The following is a 23,405-nucleotide window of genomic DNA, read 5'->3' on the forward strand; positions in this document are numbered from 1 at the left end:
GGCGGCGTCAGTCCGGAGGCCTTCGAACAGGCCTCATCGTGAGGACAGAATTTGTCTACTGTCGTGGGGTCAGTCCACATAGTCATCAACTACTATGGCCACATATCCCATGCAACGCTTCTGCGTTCTCATTTCTGCTCCATCAGGTTTCAGGCATAACAGCCAAGAAACATATTTTTAACACAAACAATCTACATTTGGTGTTTGAATTGGTTCAAAGTCCCAATGTCCGCTTTTGGCACAGGCTGTGTGAAAACCCTGACCTAAAACTGAAGTGCGCGCATCTACGCAAAATCTGGAATTTCTCGACTGGTTAGCTGAGCCAAATTTTACGTATGAGCGCAGTTTTCAGCCCTGTTTTTGGCATTTTAAGCGACCAAAACAGTTTTCACACAGCCTGGGCACATAGCAGACCGTCCAGTTGAGAACTCAGGGTCATTGCTGCCCTGCCTTTACCCGGAGTATGGTTTGCCGAGTGGTATTAAATTCCCGCGCAATGGCGCTGATACTGATCCCGGCGTTAATCCGTCCAATCACCATAAGTTGCTGTTCTTCATTCAGTACTGAAGGACGTCCAAACCGCTTTCCGGCTGCTTTTGCTCGCGCAATACCAGAGTGCGTACGCTCAAGCAGCAAATCTCTTTCAAACTCCGCCACAGCAGAGATGACCTGCATGGTCATTTTTCCTGCCGGGCTGGTCAGATCTACTCCGCCCAGAGCGAGACAGTGAACACGAATATCTGAAGCAGCCAGATGTTCCACCGTTTTTCTGATATCCATCGCATTGCGCCCCAGTCGGTCTAGTTTGGTAACAATCAACACATCGCCATTTTCCATCCGGTCGAGCAGTTTAGAAAAACCTGGCCGCTCACTGGCGGCAACTGAGCCGCTGATGTGTTCTTCAATCAGTCGCTGAGATTTAACAGCGAAACCAGCCGTCTCAATTTCTCTTCGCTGATTTTCGGTTGTCTGCTCCAGGGTAGAGACACGACAGTAGGCAAAAACACGTGACATAGTGATATTTTCTGTACGAAAAGGATGTACGAATTATAACGCATGTACGATAGTAATTTCACTTACTTTCGGACAGTATTGATAATAGGTGTACGAAACCGACCGGTTTCGGTCAGTGCAAATTGATAACTAAAATAAACTATATGCAGAGGAAGCATCTATGCCACGGAGACAAATACTCAGCAGTGAAGAAAAAGAGCGCTTGCTGGTTGTACCGGATGATGACGTGCTTCTGACGCGCATGTGCTTTTTGAGTGAACCTGACCTCGCGCTTATTAATAAACACCGCAGACCTGCAAATCGCCTGGGCTTTGCTGTTTTACTCTGTTATTTGCGAGGGCCGGGGTTTCCTCCCGACAAAAATATGCCCCCTCACGACGGGGTTGTTTCTCGGCTTGCGGCTCATTTGAAACTTCAGCCTGATTTGTGGGCCGAGTATGCATCAAGAGAGGTCACCCGCTGGGAGCATCTGGCTGAACTCTACCGCTACCTGGAATTGTCCCCCTTCAACCGGGCGCTGCAAAAAATCTGCATTCGCCACCTTTACCCCCACGCCATGCGGACAGATAAAGGTTTTTTGCTTGCGGAAGGAATGCTCTCCTGGCTTCACAATAATAATGTCATTTTCCCCTCTGCTGATGTCATTGAGCGGACCCTGGCCGAAGCAGCAACGCTTGCCGACAGGGCGGTTTTTTCTGCGCTTACCGCGCAGCTTGAACCAGGGCACAAAGCGGCATTGGACCGCCTGCTGGTATCTGAGGGTGAGCAACCCTCACGGCTGGCCTGGCTGCTCCAGCCTCCGGGGAAAATTAATGGTAAAAATGTCCTCCAACATATCGATCGGTTAACTGCGATTGAGGCGCTGGCACTACCTGACGGTATTGCGCTTTCCGTTCACCAGAACCGGCTCCTGAAACTCGCACGCGAAGGCAGGAAAATGAGTAGCCGAGACCTGGCAAAATTCACGGATGTTCGCCGTTATGCCTCGCTGGTGTGTGTCATATCGGAAGCCAGGGCCACCCTGACTGACGAAGTGATTGATCTGCACGAGCGTATTCTGGGCAGTCTGTTCAGCAGGGCAAAACGCACGCAGGCCGAACGGCTTCAGCAAACGGGAAAGCTGATTCAGAGTAAGCTGAAGCAATACGTTACCATTGGGCAGGCATTACTTAACGCCAGAGAGTCTGGTGAAGATCCCTGGGCCGCAATAGAAGACGTCCTTCCATGGCAAGAGTTTATCAACAGCGTGGAAGAGACGCGCTTCCTCTCACGTAAGGATAACTTCGACCCGTTGCATCTGATCACAGAAAAATACAGTACGCTGCGTAAATACGCCCCCAGGATGCTGTCCGCGTTGCAGTTCAGGACGGCACCCGCCGCAATGCAGCTCAATGATGCGCTGGATACCGTCAGAGAGATGTATCGGAAACAACTCCGAAAAGTCCCGCCATCCGCACTAACCGGGTTCATTCCTGAGAGCTGGCGAAAGGTCGTGATCACTCCCACCGGCATTGACCGCAAATATTACGAGTTTTGTGTGCTGAACGAGCTTAAGGGAGCATTACGTTCTGGCGATATCTGGATAAAGTGGTCGCGTCGCTACAGGAATTTCGATGATTATCTGATCCCGTCTGGCGATTTTATAAAATCACTCCGGGATAATCAGTTACCCCTTGCCATTCCGACCGATTGCCATGAATACATCAAGAGCCGTATGACGCTTCTGGCATCGCGCCTGGAGGAAGTGAATGCGATGGCGCTGGCCGGTGATTTGCCTGATGTTGATATATCGGATAAAGGTGTGAAAATTACCCCGCTGGATAACAGTGTCCCTTCAGCAGCATCCCCTTTTGCCGATCTGGTTTACGGTATGTTGCCTCACCCTAAAATTACGGAAATGCTGGAAGAAGTGGACGGCTGGACCGGTTTTACACGCCATTTCACGCATCTCAAAAATAATAACGTCAGGCCGAAAGACAGAAAATTGTTACTGACCACCATCTTGGCCGATGGGATCAACTTGGGACTGACAAAAATGGCCGAATCCTGTCCGGGGGCAACAAAATCGTCACTGGAGGGCATTCAGGCATGGTACATCAGGGATGAAACCTATTCAGCCGCGCTGGCTGAGCTGGTTAATGCTCAGAAACAGCGGCATCTGGCTGCATTCTGGGGCGATGGTACAACGTCATCATCTGATGGGCAGAATTTTCGGGTTGGCAGTCACGGGCGTTATGCCGGTCAGGTCAATTTGAAATACGGACAGGAGCCAGGCGTGCAGATTTACACGCATATTTCGGACCAGTACAGCCCGTTTTACACCAAAGTGATCAGCCGCGTGCGGGACTCCACCCACGTACTTGATGGGCTGCTGTATCACGAAAGTGATCTGGAAATTACAGAGCATTACACCGATACCGCAGGTTTTACGGAGCATGTTTTCGCACTGATGCATCTGCTTGAATTCGCTTTTGCCCCAAGGCTCCGGGATCTTCACGACAAGCGGCTTTTTATTCAGGGAAAGGCTGAGCGTTATCCGGGACTTCAATCTGTGATATCCACAACGCTACTGAATCTTAAAGACATTGAGACGCACTGGAATGAGGTACTTCGCCTCGCAAGCTCGGTAAAACAGGGGACTGTTACCGCATCGCTCATGATGAAAAAACTGGCCAGTTATCCTAAACAAAATGGCCTTGCAAAGGCATTGAGGGAAATCGGACGCATCGAACGGGCACTGTTTATGCTGGACTGGTTTCGCGATCCATCACTGCGCCGACGCGTACAGGCAGGGTTGAATAAAGGTGAGGCCCGCAATGCGCTTGCACGAGCGGTCTTTATACACCGATTGGGTGAGATCAGAGATCGGGGGCTGGAGAATCAGAGCTACCGGGCCAGTGGTCTGACGTTGCTGACTGCGGCGATCTCCCTATGGAATACGGTATATATAGAAAGAGCTATAGATTCCCTGAGACGAAAAGGGATCCCGATTAATGAGCAACTGATTTCTCATTTGTCTCCGCTTGGATGGGAGCACATCAATCTGAGTGGGGATTACGTCTGGCGGACAAACCTTAAGCTGGGACAGGGTAAATACCGTTCATTACGCTCAGTGGATAGTGGTCTGTACAAAAAACAGGCTTAGCGTAGGATATTTTCCGTTTTCCAAGCGGACCCCTTTAACTACGATTTAACAAATTTAAAGGGGTAGAGGGGGTGCTGAAGCAGATGAAGGAGTGGAAATGAGTGGAAATGAGTGGAATCATATAATCATGCAGCTTTTGGCAGGTGGCATTTAAGCCACGTGGATTTAAAAAATATAAAATGATCGAAAATCATCAATGCAAACAATCGGTTAACCGAGATTAAAATTGCATTTTACAATTGCATTTCATACAAACTAAATGCAATAATATTATTAAATTTTGTACTTCTTCCTGCATTTTTTTAGGGCTTTCTTCATGAAAATAAGTGCTCTTACGGAAAGACTTTCTCAAAAAATAATCACGATGATCGACAGTGGCGGATTATCGCCGGGTGCACACCTAAGTGTGCCTAAGTTGGCAGAATCATTTGATGTTTCGCGTTCACCCGTGCGTGAGGCCTTGGTTTATCTTGAACACAAAGGCATTCTTCAGCAGCAGCATAACCGTGGTTTCTTTGTAAAGCAGGATTATGCGCCTCAGACTCAGAGCTCACATGAAAGTGAAGTGGATAACGATCTTCCAGAATACTATCAATTAGCGGAAGACTGGCTGCAGGATAAAATCGAATCTGAAGTAAACGAACTTTATTTACTTAAGCGTTATAACCTTTCGAAGACTCAGCTCACGACCATTCTGGCGCGCGGTATCAGTGAGGGATGGGTTGAACGTAAACAGGGTTATGGCTGGCGTTTTCTTCCCGTTGCCAAGACCAAAGCCGCGCTAGAGCATATTTTCAGCTTCCGCATGGTTATTGAACCAATGGCAATTTTGGAATCCACCTTCAAAGCCCCGCAGAGCAAAATCGATGAGATTAAGCGCGAGCTGGAGATGCTTTTAGAGAGCGGCATACAGCGTTTATCGCCTACTCAGCTCCAGTTAGCGGGTTACCGCTTTCATGAGACTGTCATCAACTTTTCAAACAACCCGTTTTTTGAGATATCACTGCGCAACGTCAACCGCATGCGCCGTTTGATGGATTACCGCATTATGGATGACCGCAGCCGCTACTACGCTGAAGTTAAAGATCATATGCACTTGCTATCATTAATTGAGGCAGGGCAACTGATCGAAGCGTCATATATGATGAAGCAGCACCTCGCTGTCGCGCTAGATAACAAAAAACAACGTAGTATCGGAGTATAAAAAAATGGCCCCAATGGGCCATTTTTTCATCAGCGCCTTTAACCGCCAGGCGAGTAGAGTGGATAAAGACCCAATAGCAAACCCGATGCCAGGAAGATCATGCAGAGCAGGAAAGCCCATTTGAAGGTGTATTTCTGATGGTCGCTGAATTCTACTCCGGCTAATCCCACCAACAGATAGGTTGATGCTACTAACGGACTCAGTAAGTGGATTGGCTGCCCAACCAACGATGCACGACCAATTTCGACCGGGTCAATGCCATACACTTTTGCTGCTTCTGCCAGAACCGGCAATACACCGTAATAGAAGGCATCATTTGACATAAAGAAGGTGCCAGGCAAGCTGATCAGTGCCGTAATCGGTGCCAAATAAGGGCCCCATGAATCGGGTAACACATCCAGCAGAGATGCCGACATTGCGGTGACCATTCCAGTACCTGAGAGGATACCGGCGAAAATACCCGCAGCTAGGAAGATAGATGTTTGGTTCAGCGCGGCAGGCGCATGCGCTGCAATACGCTGACGCTGGGCATCAATGTGCGGATAGTTAATCAGCAACGCCAGAGCGAATGCCACCATGAACAGCACCGACAGTGGCAGCAACTCCATCACCAGCGATCCCATCAGTAACAAAGTCAGACCCGCGTTAAGCCAGAACAGTTTTGGACGACGCAGCTCTTCATTGACTTCATTGATTGCCGGCAGATAGCTTTCTGCATCGTCTTCAGTGACTGATCCATAACCATTGGTATTGATACTCAGCTTGCCTAAGCGACGGCGTTCACGAATACCGATATACCAAGACAGCACCAAGACTCCGACAAAACCGCAAACCATAGTTGGAATAAGCGGAATAAACAGATCGCTGGATTCAACTTTCAAGGATGCCGCAACGCGAGCCAGTGGACCGCCCCATGGCAGCAAGTTAGTAATACTTCCGGAGAGGAAGACTACGCAGGTTAGCGCCAGAGGGTCCAGACGAATACGTTTGAACAACGGCAGCATTGCCGTTACGCAGATCATATAGGTCGTTGATCCATCACCATCAAGTGACACCATAGCCGCCAGAATCGCGCTGCACATAACCGCTTTAACCGGGTCACCATTAATAATCCGTAAAAAGAAGCGAATAATCGGATCAAATAAACCGGTATCAAACATGGTGCTGAAGTAGAGAATGGCAAAAATAACCATGATGGCAGTCGGAGCGACTTTTTTAATCCCCTCAATCATCATCTCGCCCATCTCTCCGCCGAATCCGGCAATCAGAGCAAATATTATTGGAATAATGATCAGTGCGACGAGTGCAGAAAGTTTTTTGGTCATGATTAGGATCATAAAGACCACAATCATGCCATATCCCAGAAGCGAGAGCATAAGAGCCTCCAACGCATATTATTGCTAATATGCGCGATAATTAATTTGACGGAAATTTTGAGCAGGACGTTCTGTTAATTTATTAGCCCATATGCAGGCCGCCGTTAACAGAGAAATCAGCCCCCGTGGCAAATCCTGATTCATCAGATGCCAGCCATGAGCATATAGAGGCTATTTCCTGCGGAGAGCCAAGGCGACGCACTGGAATTTCCTGAACAATCTTATCAATAACCTGCACAGGCGTGACTGTTTTCAGTTTTGACGTAGCCAGATAGCCCGGCGATACCGTGTTTACTGTTACTCCGCGTGCCGAAACTTCGCGTGCCAGGGCGCGAGTAAAACCCCGCACGGCAGATTTTGCCGTAGAGTAGTTAACCTGACCTGTTTGACCAATTTGCGCGTTGACTGAAGAAATATTGATAATGCGTCCCCATCCACGCGACATCATGCCATCAACAACTTGTTTAGTGACGTTGAATAATGAGTTCATATTGGTGTTAATAACGGCCTGCCACTCCGGTGGCTGCATATCACGAAATAATACATTCCGTGCCGTACCAGCATTATTAATCAGCACGTCTATCTCACCGATTTCAGCTTTTATTTTAGCAAACGCTTTAATGGTTGATTCCCAATCAGCCACGTTTCCTTCTGATGCGATGAAATCAAATCCCATCTTTTTATTGTCATTAAGCCAGGCGGTTTTACGTTGAGAATTGGGGCCGCATCCTGCAATCACTTTAAAACCATCCTTCGCCAGTCGACGGCAAATAGCGGTTCCGAGGCTTCCCATCCCGGATGTAACATACGCAATACGTTGGGTCATAACCCTTCTCCCAGATACATTTATGTAACAGTTTTCACGACTTGTTAACAGTAAGCTATCTGCGGTTTTTTTTAGCACTCTCGAGCCGTTGAAATTGTGACCACGATCGTCAATTTTCTGCATTTAAACCCACTCAAATGCAATGCAATTAAATTGCAATGCAGTTTTAAGCAGCCTGAAAACACCGGTGCATAACGTAAAAACCCTTTCATAGTGAGTTTCAAAGCTTGATAACCACAAAAGCGTGATATCAATCACAAGTCAATTTATGCACTTATGTTTAAATAAATGCATATTGGTATTGCGGGGTTGTAAATGAATAAGTTTGCCTATGTGGGTTGCCGTACGTCCGAGTGGCGTGGCGCACGTGGAAAAGGAATTGAAGTATTTCGCATTGATGAGTCAGGGGACTGGCATCACGTACAACGTGTTACTTCTGTTCAGGAAAATCCGTCCTGGCTCACACTGGATGAAAAAAGAAATCGGCTGTATGTGCTGCATGGGGATGGCAATCAGGTAGCTATTTTTGCGCGTGATCCTATCTCTGGCATGCTGACTTTGTTATCTGAACAAACAACGGGCCCACAGAATCCACATCCCGATCTTGACCCAATGCGGCGCAATAACCCAGTGCATGCTGCTCTCTCTCCTGATGGCCGCCATCTGCTGATTGCTAACCATGAAGGCGGCAACGTAGCAGCATTAGCGTTCGCTGATGATGACGCGCTACTGCCTCCTCACCACCTTGCGATGGTGGAAGGCCACGCTGATGAGGATGGCGCTGCGGGCAGCTTGTCACGTCCGCATGAAATTATTTTTGCGCCAGATAGCGATTACTACGCTCTGCCCATCCAGGGCAGACAGGCCGGAAACGGCATTGATATGGTGCGTATTTATCACTGGCGAGATGGACAATCACTACTCAATGATGAAGTGCTGTTGCCGTCTGGGAGTTGGCCGCGTCATGTTGATTTCCATCCACAGGGGAAGTGGCTTTATGGCCTGAGTGAGCTCGGGAATACGATTACCGTTTACGATTTTGTACAAGAGACGGGAAACATTGCGCTCAAGCAAACGTTGAGCAGCATACCGGAAGGATTTGAAACACGTAACGACGCCAGTGAAATCGAAGTGCATCCGTCTGGGCGCTTCTTATATGCTGCCAATCGTGGTCATAACAGTATTGCGGTTATGCGTATAAATCCTGATGATGGCTGCTTAAAGCCTGTGGGATGGGTGTTTTGCGGTGGTAAGACGCCGCGTTTTACAACGCTCTCTGCAGATGGGCTCTATTTTTACAGCGCTAACGAGGACTCTGATTCTATTCGCATTTTCAGCGTTGATCAGGACTCGGGTATACTTAAAAACACAGGTAAAGAGGTATTCACTGCCAGCCCTACCTGCATTGTATTTTCCGATTAACTCAGCGCTTGAGGTCAGCATTGATGAGACTGGCCTCAAGCCACGACCCCTCTTCGGCACCCGTTGCACGTTTCAATGGCGTGACATTTTCGATAAACGCTTTCACCGAGGGTGAAGATAGGGCATATCCCTTCACGCCAACATATAACTCACGTTTCGCCCATGGCTCGACGAGGGGAATACAGCGCACAGCATCATGATTAGCCACCTGAGCGATTTCATTAACTGGCAAGATGGCTATTCCCAACTGTTGCGCAACCAGTTCGGCCATAGACACGAAACTGCTGACCCGTAAGCCTATATTCAGCGTTGTACCCAGCTTTCTCGCTTCACGCTCCAGAATGTGGCTCACTGCGCTTTCCCGATGTGGCCCAATTATTTTCTCATCGATGCAATCCACTAATTGCAAGGTCGCGTGCTCCGTCAACGGATGCCCCTGCCACACCAAAACGGACAACTGGTCTTGCTGCCATGGCCAGACCTCAATGCCGGAAGCAGGTGTCCAACTGGAAAAGAAACCGACATCCGCGTCCCCCTGCAGCAAGCCCTGCACGACGCCAATGCCGGTGTGTTCTTCAATATCGATATCTGTCTGCGGGTAATGAGCAAGGAACTGACTTATGGCACGCGGCAAATAATGCATCAACGCCGCAGAGATCGTAAAAATGCGAATGTGGCCGCGTACGCCAGCCACGTAATCACTGAGCTCCTCTTCCATTTGGTCGAGATTGCGGAACACCTGGCGCGCGTGAAAAAGCAGCGAGTGCCCCGCAGGCGTCAACTCGATGCCGCGCGGCAAGCGTAGCATCAGTGGCGTGCCAATTTGCTGTTCGAGTTCTGTTATGCGCTTACTCACGGCTGAGACGGCCAGATGCTTACGGCGTGCGGCACGCGTAAGATTCTGCTCTTCAGCCACAGCGACAAACAGCGAAAGTGAGACCAGATCGTAGCGCATGAACTTCCCTACTCTTTTAGTGTTTGCTGAATAACAAAGGGCAAAATACCGCCATAGCGCAGATAGCCTAGTTCTTGCTGGGAGTCTATCACTGCTTCAAGATTCAGTGCAGCAATCTGCCTGCCTCCACGGCGGATGTAGAGCATCAGCGGCGTCGCACCCGGCGCGATCATTTCCAGGCCTGTAATATCCAGGATCTCGGTACCATCCATCTCAGGTAATCTGTCCGCTTCATCGGCAATAAAATGCAGCGGTAGAATGCCCATTCCGATCAAATTCGTGCGGTGGATACGTTCGAAACTATTAGCAATGACGGCTTTAACCCCCATCAGTGCCTGCGCTTTAGCAGCCCAGTCACGGCTCGATCCCGCGCCATAGCGCTCGCCCGCCAGCACTACCAGCGGCGTATCTGTTGCATGCCATGTTTGCGCAGCCTCAAAAGCCGGAAGAATTTGCTGATGAGACGCATCCCAGGCATAACCGCCGCCTCCGCGCTTATCTGCCGGTAACAAACGGTTGGATAGCGCTTTATTCGTAAAAGCACCACGTACCATCACCTCGTGATTACTGCGTCGCGTAGAGTAAAGATTCAGGTCCTGCGGATCTTCATGATGTTCCAGCAACCATTGACCGGCAAGGCTACCTGCGGAAATCGCACCTGCAGGCGAAATATGATCGGTGGTGACGTCATCGCCAAACCAGAGGAAGGGTCGGGCATTATTGAGCGACAGCGGTTCGGCAGGGTCACGAGGTAAACGTTCCAGATAGCCCGGCCGACGCAGATAGGTTGAGGTCGATTCCCATGGATAATGCACGCTACCCGGAGCTTCAATTTGCTGCCAGTGCGGGGTTCCCTGCCAGATAAGATCGCGACGCTGGATGTAATGTTCACGCTTCATCACTCTTGTTACCCAGCGTTCAACTTCTTCACGCGCAGGCATTAAGTCGCGCATGAAAACCGGCTGATGATGCTCATCGTAGCCAAGCGGGTCACTCAACATGTCATGCTGCATATTTCCGGCAATAGCCCAGGCAATCACCAATGCTGGCGAGGTGAGATAACCATGACCGAGGCTGGGATTAACGCGACGGGGAAAGTTACGGTTACCGGAAAGCACACACACGGCCTGAAGGCCATCACTCACCAGACTTTCCATGGCCGGTTGTAATGCGCCCGAACTGCCAATGCAGGTCATACAGCCATAACCTGCCACATCGAACCCCACCTTTTCTAACTCGCTAAGCAGGCCCGATTCTCCAAGATAATCGGTAACCGCCCGAGATCCGGGTGAAAAGGAGGTTTTAACCCAAGGCTTGGGTTGCAGTCCGTACTTTGCCGCATTCCTGGCAAACAATGCCGCCTGAATTACCAGCCAGGGGTTGGCGGTTGTGGTGCAGCTGGTTATGGCCGCGATAGCCACGGCGCCTTGTTGAATCGGTTGTGGGTAAACATCATGCTGCCATTGCAAAGCGCGCTCGCCGGCTTTCAATGTCTCCATAAAACTTTTCGGCGAATCACTGAGCGGAATTTGTTGATGAGGATTATAAGGCCCCGCTACGCTGGGTTCGATGCTACTTAAATCCAGTTCAATGCGTTGTGTGAAGTCAGGCTGACGATCCTCCGGATGACGCCAAAGGTGCTGATGTTGCATATAACTGCGAATAATTTCCTGTTTCTCTTCACTGCGCCCGGTCAGGTTGACGTACTCTGCGCTGCGCTGATCAAACGGGAAGAACACCACGGTGGCACCGTATTCCGGGGCCATATTGGCAATGGTGGCGCGCGATTCGAGCGGCATGCTGTGGAGTGCAGGACCGGTGAACTCAACAAATTTCCCGACCACACCGCTTTCACGCAACAGGCGCGTGATGTGCAGAGCTAGATCGCTGTCGCTGACATCCGGCGGCAGTTCACCGGAAACACAAATTCCCACCACGTCCGGGAAGCGTAACGTGACTGGCTCGCCAACCAATGCGGCCTGACCTTCCAGACCACCTACGCCCCAACCCAACACACCAAGTGCATTAATCATCGGCGTATGGCTGTCGGTTGCAATCATGCAATCGGCGTGCAGCAACGGTATGGCTTCACGCTCATCCACCGTTACCACTTCAGCAATGGTTTCAAGGTTCATTAAATGAATAATGCCGGTGCCGGGTGGAATGACGCGGAAGTTATACAGGCTTTTTTCCGCCCAGCGAATGAAGCGATAGCGTTCAGCGTTACGGCGAAAATCAAACTTGAGGTTATCTTCCAGCGCAACGGCATTAGCGTAACTTTCAACGATGACCGAATGATCGATGGTTAGCACAGCAGGAATGTGTGGATTGATAGCGCGCGGATCGCCACCTAACTCAGCAGTAAGATCGCGCATGGCAGCAAAGTCAGCCAAAGCCGGTAAACAGGTAGTGTCATGGAACATGAGGCGGTCGGGATAAAACTCAACCTCACCAGGGGAGGACTTTGCAGACAGATAGTTGAGAAATTCAGGCAGCGTTTGCGGTGAGCATCGCGCAATGTTCTCCAGCAGAATGCGAATGCTGTAAGGCAATGTCTGCAGTCGCTCCAGCGGGACGATCTGGGTGAGGTCAATAAAATGATACAGGCGGTTATGAATAACCAGCGGCGAGCGTTCAAGCGTTAAAGGCGATGTCATAAAAACCTTCCGTCACAGCAATTTTGTTATGTTCGTCGCTGGATAACGTCTCATGCCCATTAATGAATGAAAATTGAACATTAACCAATGCAGCGTTCTCCAAATGAGAACGCTGCATTAAGTTTAAGACTCGGCAAGATTTCGATTAATAATCTCGCTGATAGCGCCATTTTCCTGCCATTTATTCAGGTAATGACTAATCTCACCATAAAGCTGGTCCTGCGCATGCGGCAAACAAATAGCCTGGCAAATCTGACCGAAATTATCGGGCAGAACGCGAAAACCGCTATTGTTACTGACTGCACTTTCTAAAGGTTGACGTATTCCTGCTGTCATATCCCCTTCTCCATCGAGAAACGCATCGATCGCGGCCTGTGATGAAGGGAGTCGATTGAGCGCAGCATGTTTTAATTCGCGGCTTAGAAACAGATCGTAGGCTGCTCCTTTACCGACATTGATGACCACATCAGGTTTATCCATCTCGGTCACGCTTTGCCAGTTGCTGCTCTCTCTCACCATCACGGTACCTTCGATAGTGATATAAGACTGCGTAAATCGCAGCACCTCTTCACGCTTCGGGTCTATCGCCAAAAAGGCGACGTCCCAGCGATCGTGAGTGGCATCATCTACCACCTTGCCTGCTGTGGGGTACATAATAAATTGCGCGACTCTTCCCTGTTCAGCCGCAACTTTTTGGGCGATCTCAACAGTAATCCCGCCAGGCTGCCCATCGGGCAGCGTTTTGGCTAATACGGCGTTACCTAAATTGATAGCAAAACGTAGTGGGGTTGCGTTATCGGTGGCTGACATGCGGCTCTCCAGAAAAGTCATCATCTTGATCCTGTTTCGGCGTTTCAAAATTCAGACGTTGAATTTTTCCAGCCACAAACAGATAACAGCACAGATTGAGGAAAGCGCATACGCCGACAAAAATCAAAGCACCATTGAATGAACCGGTATCTTTTATGATGTAGGCAATAATAATTGGCGTAAATATTCCCGAAATATTGCCAATCATATTGAACAATCCGCCGCTCAGGCCGACCGCCTCTTTCGGTGAGAAGTCTGAGACTACGCACCATCCCATAGCACCAAATCCCTTGCCAAAGAAGGCCAGCGACATGATAGCCACCACAACCCATGCGGAATCGACGTAATTGCAAATAACCATACTCACGGCTAACAGCATGCCGATAACGATCGGTGTTTTACGTGCGGCTGACAGGCTGAAACCACGCGCCAGCATGTAATCGGATAACACGCCGCCCAGCAACGCGCCGGCACATCCACATAATGCCGGCAGTGACGCGATAAAGCCCGCCTTGAGAATGGTCATACCACGGTCGTGCACCAGATAAACCGGGAACCACGTCAGGAAAAAGTAGGAAAGCACCGTAAAGAAGAACTGCCCCATATACACACCCAGCGCCAATCGGCTGGTCAGTAATTTACGGGTATATCCTTTGCCGACGTTATCGCCTTTTTTACTGGCTTTCATGTTGGTCAGACCGCCGCCGGACTGGATATATTCAAGCTCAGCATCGTTGACCAACGGGTGAACTTTAGGCGTATCGGTGAGTACCCGCGTCATCAACAGCGAGACCAGAATACCGACTGCGCCCATAAACCAGAACACCGACTCCCAACCAAACGAATAGGAGAACCAGCCCATCAAGGGTAAGAAGACCACTAATGCAAAATACTGTGCTGCAGTAGTGAATCCGGAAGCTTTACCACGCTCTTTCGCCGGGAACCATGCCGCAAGGAATCGAGAGTTAGCGGGTAGCGTTGGTGCTTCAATCAACCCCATCATAAAGATGAAGCCAAACATCAATACGCGTGTCACCCAAATGTTGTCAAAAGAGGTGCTGAAACCCACCAGAAAGACGAACAGTGACCAGGTGAAAACCCCGGTTACCAACACTTTTTTTGAGCCGTAACGATCCAGTAACCAACCCCCCGGATATTGCCCCAGAACATAGGCCCAGGTGAAGGTTGAGATCAGATAACCGAGCGCCACAATATCCAGCCCGGCAGATTTCACCATATCCGTACCGGCAATTGAGAAGGTCGCTCTATCACCATGATTTATTGCAATACTGAGGAATACCATCAGCAAAATCATATAACGATAATGCGTAGGTCTGTTCTTTTTAGCAGTGGAGTTCAGAGTAATCATAATATTCGGCCTTGTCTGGCATACGATTAATTAAATCGGTAAAGTTCAGCCGGGTTTTCCACAAATAATTTGTGTCTAACCTGATCGTTATGCGCCCAGTGGTATATTTTCGATAGTATCAATGCATCATCTGGCATATTTTTATTGGCACTTATTAAATTGGGATGTGGCCAGTCACTTCCCCATAAAACACGTTCAGTTGCATCGTGAAGAAAACGGGTAACCAGAGCTGCCATATCAGACACATCATCACATTGTGACTGATGATAAAGCGCGGAGAGCTTTACCCAGCATTGACCCTTTTCAATCAGCTCCCAAGCCAGCTTCCAAACTGGATGGGCCATCGGCTCAGGCTGTGGTAAACGAAAGTAGTGGTCGATGACCAGATTTCCCGGTATTTGAAGCAGCGTTGATCGCAACTGCCACAACTGATCGGCAGTGGCGTGGACCTGCACATGCCAGCCACGTTCCGCCACGCGTTGCGCTACGGGAAGCAGCATTTCAGGTGTCGTTGCATTGCCTGCACCCAGATTGAAACGAACCCCCGTTACGCCAGCTTGCTGCAGCGCATCCAGTTCGGCATCACTGACAGTGTCGTCCACCACGGCTTCACCACGTGCATGGGTGCCAAAAGCGCGTAATGCATTTGTCAGACAACGATTATCCGTTCCATAAGAAGAGGGTTGCACCAGAATATGACGTGAGTGTCCCAACCATTTTTTAAACTGGTTGTAATCGTTGACGGTTGCGTTAGGTAAATTACGCGTATCATCCGCTGCATAGGGATAACGCCTGTCAAAAATATGGTGATGACAGTCACAGCTATTTTCAGGCAATACGATCTCAGGCGAGTGTGAAATATGGCTATATTTCACATCCGCCAATATATCTCGGCTTTCCACGTTGATGCCTTTTTTTAAAAAATCGACTGACTTAATTAATGAGCCATTAATATTTTCAGTTTTGAAACGGCTGCATGCGGACTGCTCAATACTGGACAGTTCACTGCTGACTGAGCCTGCTCCCAGGCAATGGCCATCGAGAAGTGCGCAAGAAGGATGGCATCAGCCTCATTATGTTCACGAGCAGCCTGAACAATGAACTGGTTGTGGCGCTCGGCATCACCTTTCTCGAGGGCATCACGCGCCCCTTCAACCAGAACGCTGGTTAACGTGGCGTCACGATAACCTTTACGTACCAGTTCATGAAATTCCGCTTCCATCCCAGCGACGGCGGGAGCAAACGTTGCCAGCATGACGATATTTCTACCCTTAGCTAAAGCCGCTTCAAACATGGCTTCGTTTGGCTTAAGCACCGGCATGGTATTTTTCGCTGCGCTGGCGTCAATCGCTTCACCAAATGCCGAACAGGTAAACAACACTGCACCAGCATCAATGTTGGCAGCATAGTTCACCAGTGAATCGATCCGCTGAAACAGACGATCGGTCAACATCGTCACTTTACGACGATCCACACTTAACGCGTCATCCAGCAAGTTACTGATTTCAGCCTCTGGCCACTGATCGGCAAAAGCCTGGTTTATCGGCTCAACCGCCAGTGGAGTCGCGTGGATTAAAACAATACGTTGATTCATCTTCGGCTCCATGAAAGCAGGCTGCCGCTAAAGTGCGGCAACCTTATGACGTTTAATCAGGCGCGAATAGAAGCAGCCACTTTTTCAGCAAAGGCTTTAGTACCACATTTGCCATCCAAGTCCGGCGTGCGGGTTTCTGGGTTTTCCAGCACTTCATCAACGGCACGGCTGATCTCTTCCGCCGCTTTCAGGAATTTTGGCTGGTTGTGCTTCTCTGCGTACCATTGCAGCATCATGGCAACCGACAGAATCATCGACACCGGGTTTGCCTTGTCCTGATTCTGAATATCAGGAGCTGATCCATGCTGAGCCTGCGCGCAGCAATGAGTATCACTGGCCATAATTGAACCGGCCAAGCCAAGGCTGCCTGACAATTCACTCGCCAAGTCGCTGATGATGTCACCATAGAAGTTAGTGGCGACCAGTACGTCAAAACGCTCTGGGTTACGCACCAGGTGAGCGGTTGACGCATCAACTAACAGATCGTCCAGCTCAACTTCAGGGAACTCTTTTGCCACGTGACGCACGGCTTCAAGGAACAGGCCATCCGTCATATGGAAGCTATTAGCTTTATGAATTGCAGTCACTTTTTTACGACGCTGCATCGCCAGCTCGAAGGCTTTGCGAGCAATACGCTCAGAGCAATGACGGGTAATTTTACGGGTAGACAGCGCCATATCCGGGCTTGGCATCACTTCACCCCAGCCGCGAGTCATGTTGCGGTCTGGATAGAACCCTTCCGTCGCTTCACGCATGATCACCAAATCCATGGATTTGCCTTCCTTCATATTAGACGTCAGGAAAGAACGAGTTCGCGCAGGACGGACGTTAGCATAGAGATCCAGACCAATGCGGAAGCCAGCAGAAACGTTACGGCCGCCTTTTTCCGGTGCTGGATAATCCGCGTGGGACTGGGTACCCAGAATAATGCCGTCATACGTTTTGGCGCGGTCGAGTGATTCCTGCCGCAGCGTAGTGCCGTGTAACTCCAGGCTTTTAAAACCTACGTCTTCGTAGTCGAACTCAAAGTTCAGGCCATACGCTTTATCCAGTGACTCCAGCACAGTTACCGCAGCAGAAGTGATCTCAGGGCCGATACCGTCACAAGGCAGAACCAAAATACGCATAAATACTCCAGATGGTTGGTCAGTTTTCGATTGCATTTTTATACCAATAAATGCACTGAAGGCAAGGTGATTGAGATCACATTTCTGATACAAAAAAAACACATTACAACATTCCTCCGTTTTTTCAGTAAGTTATGGCTAAGCCCTACGAGCTTTAGGATTATTACCCGTTGTAACAGCCGCTTCAAAGATTCCACTCACACCCATTTGTTAACCACAACCCCTTATTTTGTGATCTAAAACACAAATTAACATCAAGCCTAATTGCACTTATATTTATATAAAAGCAATATGAGCTGAATTTGTTACCGCTTTAGAGGAACACATATGATTAAGTTGGGCGTCATCGCGGATGACTTTACGGGTGCCACCGACATTGCAAGTTTCATGGTGAATGCGGGCTGGAAAGTGGTGCTATTCAATGGCGTTCCTGCTGAGGCTTTTGATCAGGAAGGCATCGATGCGGTGGTTATCGCCCTTAAAAGCCGTTCGATTCTGACCAAGACGGCGGTGAAACAATCATTGTCTGCATCAAACTGGCTTAAGTCACAGGGCTGTAAGCGTCAGCTATTCAAATATTGCTCAACCTTTGACTCGACAAAAGAGGGGAACATTGGCCCGGTTACCGATGCCCTGATGAAGAATCTGGATGCGCCAATCACTTTGATTTGCCCGGCAGTACCTGACAATGGACGGACCATTTTGCAAGGCCATCTGTTTGTGAAAGGGCAGTTATTGAATCAAAGCGGGATGGAACACCATCCAGTCACACCGATGAGAGAGTCTTCACTAAAAAAATTGATGGAGGCGCAATCTACCGGCCGCTGCGAAGTCATTGATCTCGACACCATCAAAAATCATGTAGAAGACATTCCTGATGCCCTAGCCAAACTGGCAGAGGAAAAGATCAAATATGTTATCTGTGACGTACTGGATAACAATGATCTGTTAACCGTCGCGCGTGAAACCGCAGATTATGTTCTTATCACCGGTGCAGCAGGCATTGGTTATGCCATTGCGGCACTGGATACGATGCATAAATCCGCTGATAAGCCTGCGTTTGCTATCAGCAAAGAGGGGGCAAGCATTGTCCTGTCAGGCAGTTGCTCTTCCATGACCGACCAGCAGGTGAACTTTTATCAGCAACGCGCCTCATCACTGGCACTGAATGTGGAAAAAATCCTTCACGAACCAACGTACCTGCAGACGGTGACGGGCTGGGTAGTTACCCAAAAGAATGATGTGTTGGCTCCCATGGTCTATGCCACGCAACCGCCTCATATGATAGAGATTATTCAGAAGAATTATGGTGCGGAATATGTCAGTGAGAAGATTGAAAGCTTCTTCGCGACGCTTGCCCACAATTTAAGCAAGGAAGGTTTCAATAAATTTATTGTCGCTGGCGGTGAAACGTCGGGTGCGGTATCACAGGGCCTCAATATTAAAGGCATGGTGATCGGCGATGCTGTCGCGCCTGGTGTGCCCTGGACACAGGTATTGGATGAAGAAAAGTGGGTAATCCTCAAGTCAGGCAACTTTGGTAACAGTGATTTCTTCTTAAAAGCGCAGGAGAGTGTGAAATGATCGAAGTCCAATATCGTCAGGATTTAGTGCGCTATGCACGCTCCCTGTTTGAACGTGGTTACAGCAGCGGTGGCGCTGGAAATATCAGCCTGAAACTGCCTGATGGCCATATCCTCACCACGCCGACAAACTCCAGTTTTGGCGACCTAGATGCTGATGAATTGAGTAAAGTCACGATGACCGGTGAGCTGGTTTCGGGTCACAAGGCGTCTAAAGAAGTTCTGATGCACCTGGCAATGTACCGTCAGCGTCCTGCTTGTGGCGGCATCGTACATTTGCACTCCCCCTGGCTGACAGCATTATCCTGCTTACCCGATCTGGATCATGAAAATGCACTGCCGGCCATAACGCCTTACTACGTGATGCGTGTGGGTAAACTGCCTGTGGTGCCTTATATTCGTCCGGGCTCGCCAGAAATTGCTGTGCATGTTGAAAAGCTGGCTAAGGAACATAATTCAATTCTTCTCGCCAACCATGGTCCTATTATTTCGGGTAAAAATATTCGTGAAGCGGTTTTTAACGCAGAAGAGTTAGAGGAAACGGCAAAACTCTATTTCGTACTCAAACCCTATGGCATGAAAACATTAACTAATGAAAATATTGATGAGCTCAATACGCTTTTCAATATGAAATAAATATTGCCATGGTAAAGCTGTGCAGATTTATCTGCGCAGCGTTTTTTTACATCTTTTACTCTGAAAATTAAAAGGATAAGTCATGTCTTTGATGCTTATCACCGGGATTGTCATGTTTGTTATTCTGACATGGTGCTTATTGAAAAATAAGTTTCCTCCCAGTGTGCTGTTTATTATCTTACCTACGGTAGCCGCTTTAGTCTGTGGATTTGGCTTTAAAGAACTGGGCGAATATGTCGCTTCAGGACTGAAATCGGTTGTTGGCACCGCTACGCTAGTCGCGTTCAGCGCTATGTTCTTTACCCTGATGAAAGAAGCCGGTGTGTTTGACGTGATTGTGCGTTTCATCCTGCGTTTCGTCACACAATCGACCTTTTCTGTTCTGCTTGCGACATTGGTCATAGCCTCAGTGTGTAGCCTCGATGGTAATGCGTACGCAACCCTGCTGGTAACCGTCCCGGCATTGTTACCTCTGTATGAAAAGATGAACATCAGCCGTAAAACGTTGCTGATGCTGGTTACCGTTGGAGTCGGCGTAACGGGTATTACCCCATGGGGCGGTTCACTCAACCGAGCCATTGCGGTGACCCATCTTGATATTCTTGACGTCTATTACAAACTCATTCCTCTGCAGGTAGTGCTGTTTGTTCTCGGCGTTATTCTCTGCTGGTACATGGCCAGAGTAGAAAATAAAAGTGGTTCTGGTATTAGTAAAGAAGCCTTCCTGGTGATGCGTGAGGAGATGCTTACCAGCAAAGGTGACCATAATCCATGGCTGCTGCGCGCCAACTTTGTGCTGGTGATTGCAACCATTGTGATTCTGGTTTCTGGATTAGTCGCGGGTAACTTCCTGTTTATGATCGCATTCTCGCTGGCAGTCATGATCAATTATCCTGATGCCAAAAAAGCACAACAGAAAATTAAAGATTATGCGTTAACCATCTTCCCGGTGATCGTAATTTTCTTAACCATTGGCGTATTTGTGGGGATATTGCAAAATACTGGCATTATTAAAGTATTAGTGAATGAACTCGCTGCGGTACTTCCTTCCAGTTTAGGACCTTATCTTTATATAATCCTGGCTGCTTTCAGCGTACCTATCGTTATCTTAATTGGATCCGATGCTTTTTATTTTGCACTCCTTCCTCTCGCGGTAGGCCTTGGGCAAAGTTTTGACGTTTCCCCGCTGCATGTCACCATCGCCATGCTCATTACCGAACAAATAGGTTTGCTGCTCAGTCCGGTTATTCCGGCAACGCATCTGGGGTTAGGACTGCTTAATCTTCAGGTCGGTGAGCATATCCGTCACTCCATGGTGAAAATCTGGATCATGAGTGTCTGTGCTCTGTTGGCCGCTGTCGTTCTTGGCATTATTCCTGTCTGATGAGGAGCGATATGATCCCCGCTGAGCGTCATCAACGGATACTCGAAGTGGTATCCATCAAACATTTTGTCAGCCTGCGGGAGCTGTCAGATATGCTGGATGTCACGGTGATGACTATACGGCGGGATATTGAACAGCTCAGTGCGCGTGGCGTCATCATGTTCACGCGGGGTGGCGTGAAATCACGTGAAACCCCGCTACGTTTACCCGTTGAACGCCCCGGGGCTCATTCTCTGGTCCGTGCTGCGCTACGTTATTTAGGTGATAGCAAAGTGGTTTATCTCGATGGCGGAAAATTGACGTTTGAATTGGCCACGTTTTTTCCTTCCAGCAATGAAATGACCATTGTCACTAATGACTTTTCCATTGCGCAGCATGTTATGACTCACTCTAGCGCTGCCCTGTTTTTTATTGGTGGCAAACTCAGCCGTCATGACAATACTTTTCATCAACGCGTTGCGCTCGAGACCTTGCAGAGTCTCAATTTTGAAAAGGCGTTTATTGCACCGGAATCCTGGAATGATAAAGGCATTTTTCATCATGATGAGTACAGAGCGGCTTACTACGGTGCAATCACCAACGCAGCGCGAAAATGTATCATGCTGGCAGATAACAGCACTTACGGCAGCAACGCGCTGTACAAGATGTTCTCACTGACCGACATGGACATGGTCATTACTGACCTGCCTTCGTCGGAGGTGATTTTGAGCAGACGAATGGATCCGCTAAAGCTGCATCCCGTTGCAATTAAATAGCATTGTCATGCTCAAAAACGGGTTAGCAACCGGCCTACAGCGGCAACGGCCGATTCTGAATGACGGTTTTCATCACTAGGGTCGACGTTAGCCTCTGTACACCGGGCAAAGCGGAAAGTTTCTCATCATATAACTGCTGAAAAGCGGGCAAATCACGCGTTGTGATATGCAGAAGATAATCAGGATCGCCAAATAAGCGTTGTGCCAGCGTAATTTGGGGAAGTTCTTTCACCGCCTCTTCAAACGCATTGACGGCCTTACGGTCGCCATCACGCAACGTCACGAATACAATCGCCGAGAAGTTATAACCCAGGAAGGCAGGATCAAGCTGAGCACGATACCCCTGAATAACGCCACTCTGCTCCAGCGATTTTACCCTGCGATGGCAAGGTGACAGGCTTAATCCTACCCGTTCCGCAAGGTCAGTTACGGATAAACGGCCATCAGCTTGTAGCTCAGCAAGAATATTGCGGTCGATTCGGTCCATTGGCAAGATTATTCCCTTATCAGCGACATTACGCATTAATATTGAAAGCACATTTTAACCAGCTGAGGATATTCTTTCTACCTGCTAATGCTGTGCGACACCGCCCAGCATCTGGAGATAGATTCTATTTATTTCGTTAATCAGGTAGAAGACCGTGTGCAATATAATTTTTTTAAGTCATCCCGAAGACGCTGTGCTCAGCATGCCTAACTCATCGAGTGGGGTGTAACGATGGCGCTGAATTTTTTTGCTGCGTTTTGGACTGTTTCAGTGCTATTTGTCATTACTCCTGGAGCAGACTGGGCCTATGCCATCTCCGCAGGAATTCGCGGGGGCCGGGTCATTCCCGCAGTCTGCGGATTGCTCTCTGGTCACTTGATTGCAACATTAATTGTTGCCGCAGGTGTAGGAGCCGTGGTCGCGGACCTGCCCACGCTCATGAAAGGATTAACCGTGGCCGGTGCCTGCTATCTGATCTGGCTGGGAATAGGCATGTTGCGTCATCCTGCCGTTCCCACTGCAGGTGAAAGACAGGCCGAAGGTAATGCGCTGCGTTGGGCTGTAAAAGGGCTTTGCATAAGTGGGCTTAATCCAAAGGTATTTCTGCTGTTTTTGGCATTGTTGCCACAATTCACCGATCCGCATGGCACATGGCCGCTCTCCTTACAAATGGCCGCATTGGGTATGGTGCATGTCGTAAGCTGTGCTGTGGTTTACCTGATAGTAGGCTTCGGATCTAAAGCCGTGTTACAAACCCGGCCAAGTGCTGCACGCCTCGTCAGCCAAATTTCCGGCGCTCTGATGATCATCATCGCAGCGCTATTACTGACAGAATCATTTAGATGAGACATTGAGATGCCAGAGATCACCCTGCCCCATCTGCAGAAGATGAAGAAAATCGGCGAAAAAATTGCCATGTTGACCTGCTATGATGCGACTTTTGCCCACGAGTCCAGCCAGGCTGGCGTCGATATGCTGCTTATCTGGACTGACCCCACGACAGTAGACAAATTCTGTCCTCACGATGAGGCCTGTTCGAAGGCCTCCGGACTGACGCCGCC

General features: G+C 49.0%; 20 protein-coding genes. 9 read left to right on the forward strand and 11 right to left on the reverse strand.

Annotated elements, in window-relative coordinates:
* Positions 1-435 precede the first annotated feature (435 nt).
* Positions 436-1,014, reverse strand: coding sequence for a recombinase family protein (locus tag SC206_RS01195; RefSeq protein WP_332733358.1), 579 nt, complete (start codon positions 1,012-1,014; stop codon positions 436-438).
* A gap of 160 nt (positions 1,015-1,174) precedes the next feature.
* Here SC206_RS01195 and SC206_RS01200 point away from each other — a divergent pair, with 160 nt between their 5' ends.
* On the forward strand, positions 1,175-4,159 hold the full coding sequence (locus SC206_RS01200; protein WP_332733360.1) for a Tn3 family transposase: 2,985 nt from the start codon (positions 1,175-1,177) through the stop codon (positions 4,157-4,159).
* A 316-nt stretch (positions 4,160-4,475) separates the two neighbouring features.
* A complete protein-coding gene (locus tag SC206_RS01205; protein ID WP_332733362.1) occupies positions 4,476-5,363 on the forward strand; it encodes a GntR family transcriptional regulator in 888 nt (295 codons plus the stop codon).
* Positions 5,364-5,401: 38 nt separating this feature from the next.
* Here the strand turns inward: SC206_RS01205 and SC206_RS01210 are convergent, their stop codons facing one another.
* Both SC206_RS01210 and phbB read right to left on the reverse strand, forming a co-directional pair.
* Positions 5,402-6,739 carry a CitMHS family transporter gene (locus SC206_RS01210; protein WP_332733364.1) on the reverse strand — a complete coding sequence of 446 codons (1,338 nt, stop codon included), beginning with the start codon at positions 6,737-6,739 and terminating at the stop codon, positions 5,402-5,404.
* 82 nt (positions 6,740-6,821) lie between these two features.
* Positions 6,822-7,565, reverse strand: a complete 744-nt coding sequence (gene phbB, locus SC206_RS01215) for an acetoacetyl-CoA reductase (protein WP_332733366.1) — start codon at positions 7,563-7,565, stop codon at positions 6,822-6,824.
* Between the two features lie 315 nt (positions 7,566-7,880).
* Here phbB and SC206_RS01220 point away from each other — a divergent pair, with 315 nt between their 5' ends.
* Positions 7,881-8,987 carry a lactonase family protein gene (locus SC206_RS01220; protein ID WP_332733368.1) on the forward strand — a complete coding sequence of 369 codons (1,107 nt, stop codon included), beginning with the start codon at positions 7,881-7,883 and terminating at the stop codon, positions 8,985-8,987.
* Position 8,988: 1 nt separating this feature from the next.
* On the opposite strand, the gene SC206_RS01225 is transcribed toward SC206_RS01220, so the two are convergent.
* From SC206_RS01225 to SC206_RS01255, 7 genes are all read right to left on the reverse strand, one after another.
* The gene (locus SC206_RS01225) at positions 8,989-9,942 is read right to left on the reverse strand and encodes a LysR family transcriptional regulator (RefSeq protein ID WP_332733370.1); all 954 of its coding nucleotides are present in this window, start codon (positions 9,940-9,942) and stop codon (positions 8,989-8,991) included.
* Positions 9,943-9,950: 8 nt separating this feature from the next.
* Complete coding sequence (locus SC206_RS01230) at positions 9,951-12,599, reverse strand: aconitate hydratase (RefSeq protein WP_332733372.1); 2,649 nt, start codon at positions 12,597-12,599, stop codon at positions 9,951-9,953.
* A 123-nt stretch (positions 12,600-12,722) separates the two neighbouring features.
* Positions 12,723-13,433 carry a transporter substrate-binding domain-containing protein gene (locus SC206_RS01235; RefSeq protein WP_332733375.1) on the reverse strand — a complete coding sequence of 237 codons (711 nt, stop codon included), beginning with the start codon at positions 13,431-13,433 and terminating at the stop codon, positions 12,723-12,725.
* Positions 13,393-14,778: an MFS transporter gene (locus tag SC206_RS01240; protein ID WP_332733377.1), complete on the reverse strand. Its 1,386-nt coding sequence runs from the start codon at positions 14,776-14,778 to the stop codon at positions 13,393-13,395. Before SC206_RS01240 ends, SC206_RS01235 begins: the two co-directional genes overlap by 41 nt.
* A 26-nt stretch (positions 14,779-14,804) precedes the next feature.
* Complete coding sequence (locus tag SC206_RS01245; RefSeq protein WP_332733379.1) at positions 14,805-15,680, reverse strand: amidohydrolase family protein; 876 nt, start codon at positions 15,678-15,680, stop codon at positions 14,805-14,807.
* 35 nt (positions 15,681-15,715) lie between these two features.
* Positions 15,716-16,372 carry an aspartate/glutamate racemase family protein gene (locus SC206_RS01250; protein ID WP_332733381.1) on the reverse strand — a complete coding sequence of 219 codons (657 nt, stop codon included), beginning with the start codon at positions 16,370-16,372 and terminating at the stop codon, positions 15,716-15,718.
* A gap of 56 nt (positions 16,373-16,428) precedes the next feature.
* A complete protein-coding gene (locus tag SC206_RS01255; protein WP_332733383.1) occupies positions 16,429-17,499 on the reverse strand; it encodes an isocitrate/isopropylmalate dehydrogenase family protein in 1,071 nt (356 codons plus the stop codon).
* Positions 17,500-17,826: 327 nt separating this feature from the next.
* Here SC206_RS01255 and otnK point away from each other — a divergent pair, with 327 nt between their 5' ends.
* The 4 genes from otnK (at position 17,827) to SC206_RS01275 (ending at position 21,857) form a co-directional block, all read left to right on the forward strand.
* Positions 17,827-19,083 (forward strand): 3-oxo-tetronate kinase, encoded by a 1,257-nt coding sequence (gene otnK, locus SC206_RS01260; RefSeq protein WP_332733385.1) that lies wholly within the window; start codon positions 17,827-17,829, stop codon positions 19,081-19,083.
* Complete coding sequence (gene otnC, locus SC206_RS01265) at positions 19,080-19,718, forward strand: 3-oxo-tetronate 4-phosphate decarboxylase (protein WP_332733387.1); 639 nt, start codon at positions 19,080-19,082, stop codon at positions 19,716-19,718. The genes otnK and otnC overlap by 4 nt, the downstream gene beginning before the upstream one ends.
* An 82-nt stretch (positions 19,719-19,800) precedes the next feature.
* Positions 19,801-21,102 (forward strand): SLC13 family permease, encoded by a 1,302-nt coding sequence (locus tag SC206_RS01270; RefSeq protein WP_007886552.1) that lies wholly within the window; start codon positions 19,801-19,803, stop codon positions 21,100-21,102.
* An 11-nt stretch (positions 21,103-21,113) separates the two neighbouring features.
* Complete coding sequence (locus SC206_RS01275) at positions 21,114-21,857, forward strand: DeoR/GlpR family DNA-binding transcription regulator (RefSeq protein WP_332733390.1); 744 nt, start codon at positions 21,114-21,116, stop codon at positions 21,855-21,857.
* A gap of 34 nt (positions 21,858-21,891) precedes the next feature.
* Here the strand turns inward: SC206_RS01275 and SC206_RS01280 are convergent, their stop codons facing one another.
* Positions 21,892-22,344, reverse strand: coding sequence for an Lrp/AsnC family transcriptional regulator (locus SC206_RS01280; protein WP_332733392.1), 453 nt, complete (start codon positions 22,342-22,344; stop codon positions 21,892-21,894).
* A gap of 231 nt (positions 22,345-22,575) precedes the next feature.
* Here SC206_RS01280 and SC206_RS01285 point away from each other — a divergent pair, with 231 nt between their 5' ends.
* Both SC206_RS01285 and SC206_RS01290 read left to right on the forward strand, forming a co-directional pair.
* Positions 22,576-23,190, forward strand: coding sequence for a LysE family translocator (locus SC206_RS01285; protein ID WP_332733394.1), 615 nt, complete (start codon positions 22,576-22,578; stop codon positions 23,188-23,190).
* A gap of 9 nt (positions 23,191-23,199) precedes the next feature.
* Positions 23,200-23,405: 3-methyl-2-oxobutanoate hydroxymethyltransferase (locus SC206_RS01290; protein ID WP_332733396.1), on the forward strand; the 206-nt coding region annotated here is incomplete at its 3' end.

Source organism: Rouxiella sp. T17 (genome assembly GCF_036663475.1).
Taxonomy (GTDB): domain Bacteria; phylum Pseudomonadota; class Gammaproteobacteria; order Enterobacterales; family Enterobacteriaceae; genus Rouxiella.

Excerpts from the sequence above, each read along its gene's own strand:
- SC206_RS01195 (WP_332733358.1), bottom strand. The coding sequence starts at position 1,014 with ATGTCACGTGTTTTTGCCTACTGTCGTGTCTCTACCCTGGAGCAGACA.
- SC206_RS01200 (WP_332733360.1), top strand. The coding sequence starts at position 1,175 with ATGCCACGGAGACAAATACTCAGCAGTGAAGAAAAAGAGCGCTTGCTG.
- SC206_RS01205 (WP_332733362.1), top strand. The coding sequence starts at position 4,476 with ATGAAAATAAGTGCTCTTACGGAAAGACTTTCTCAAAAAATAATCACG.
- SC206_RS01210 (WP_332733364.1), bottom strand. The coding sequence starts at position 6,739 with ATGCTCTCGCTTCTGGGATATGGCATGATTGTGGTCTTTATGATCCTA.
- phbB (WP_332733366.1), bottom strand. The coding sequence starts at position 7,565 with ATGACCCAACGTATTGCGTATGTTACATCCGGGATGGGAAGCCTCGGA.
- SC206_RS01220 (WP_332733368.1), top strand. The coding sequence starts at position 7,881 with ATGAATAAGTTTGCCTATGTGGGTTGCCGTACGTCCGAGTGGCGTGGC.
- SC206_RS01225 (WP_332733370.1), bottom strand. The coding sequence starts at position 9,942 with ATGCGCTACGATCTGGTCTCACTTTCGCTGTTTGTCGCTGTGGCTGAA.
- SC206_RS01230 (WP_332733372.1), bottom strand. The coding sequence starts at position 12,599 with ATGACATCGCCTTTAACGCTTGAACGCTCGCCGCTGGTTATTCATAAC.
- SC206_RS01235 (WP_332733375.1), bottom strand. The coding sequence starts at position 13,433 with ATGATGACTTTTCTGGAGAGCCGCATGTCAGCCACCGATAACGCAACC.
- SC206_RS01240 (WP_332733377.1), bottom strand. The coding sequence starts at position 14,778 with ATGATTACTCTGAACTCCACTGCTAAAAAGAACAGACCTACGCATTAT.
- SC206_RS01250 (WP_332733381.1), bottom strand. The coding sequence starts at position 16,372 with ATGAATCAACGTATTGTTTTAATCCACGCGACTCCACTGGCGGTTGAG.
- SC206_RS01255 (WP_332733383.1), bottom strand. The coding sequence starts at position 17,499 with ATGCGTATTTTGGTTCTGCCTTGTGACGGTATCGGCCCTGAGATCACT.
- otnK (WP_332733385.1), top strand. The coding sequence starts at position 17,827 with ATGATTAAGTTGGGCGTCATCGCGGATGACTTTACGGGTGCCACCGAC.
- otnC (WP_332733387.1), top strand. The coding sequence starts at position 19,080 with ATGATCGAAGTCCAATATCGTCAGGATTTAGTGCGCTATGCACGCTCC.
- SC206_RS01270 (WP_007886552.1), top strand. The coding sequence starts at position 19,801 with ATGTCTTTGATGCTTATCACCGGGATTGTCATGTTTGTTATTCTGACA.
- SC206_RS01275 (WP_332733390.1), top strand. The coding sequence starts at position 21,114 with ATGATCCCCGCTGAGCGTCATCAACGGATACTCGAAGTGGTATCCATC.
- SC206_RS01280 (WP_332733392.1), bottom strand. The coding sequence starts at position 22,344 with ATGGACCGAATCGACCGCAATATTCTTGCTGAGCTACAAGCTGATGGC.
- SC206_RS01285 (WP_332733394.1), top strand. The coding sequence starts at position 22,576 with ATGGCGCTGAATTTTTTTGCTGCGTTTTGGACTGTTTCAGTGCTATTT.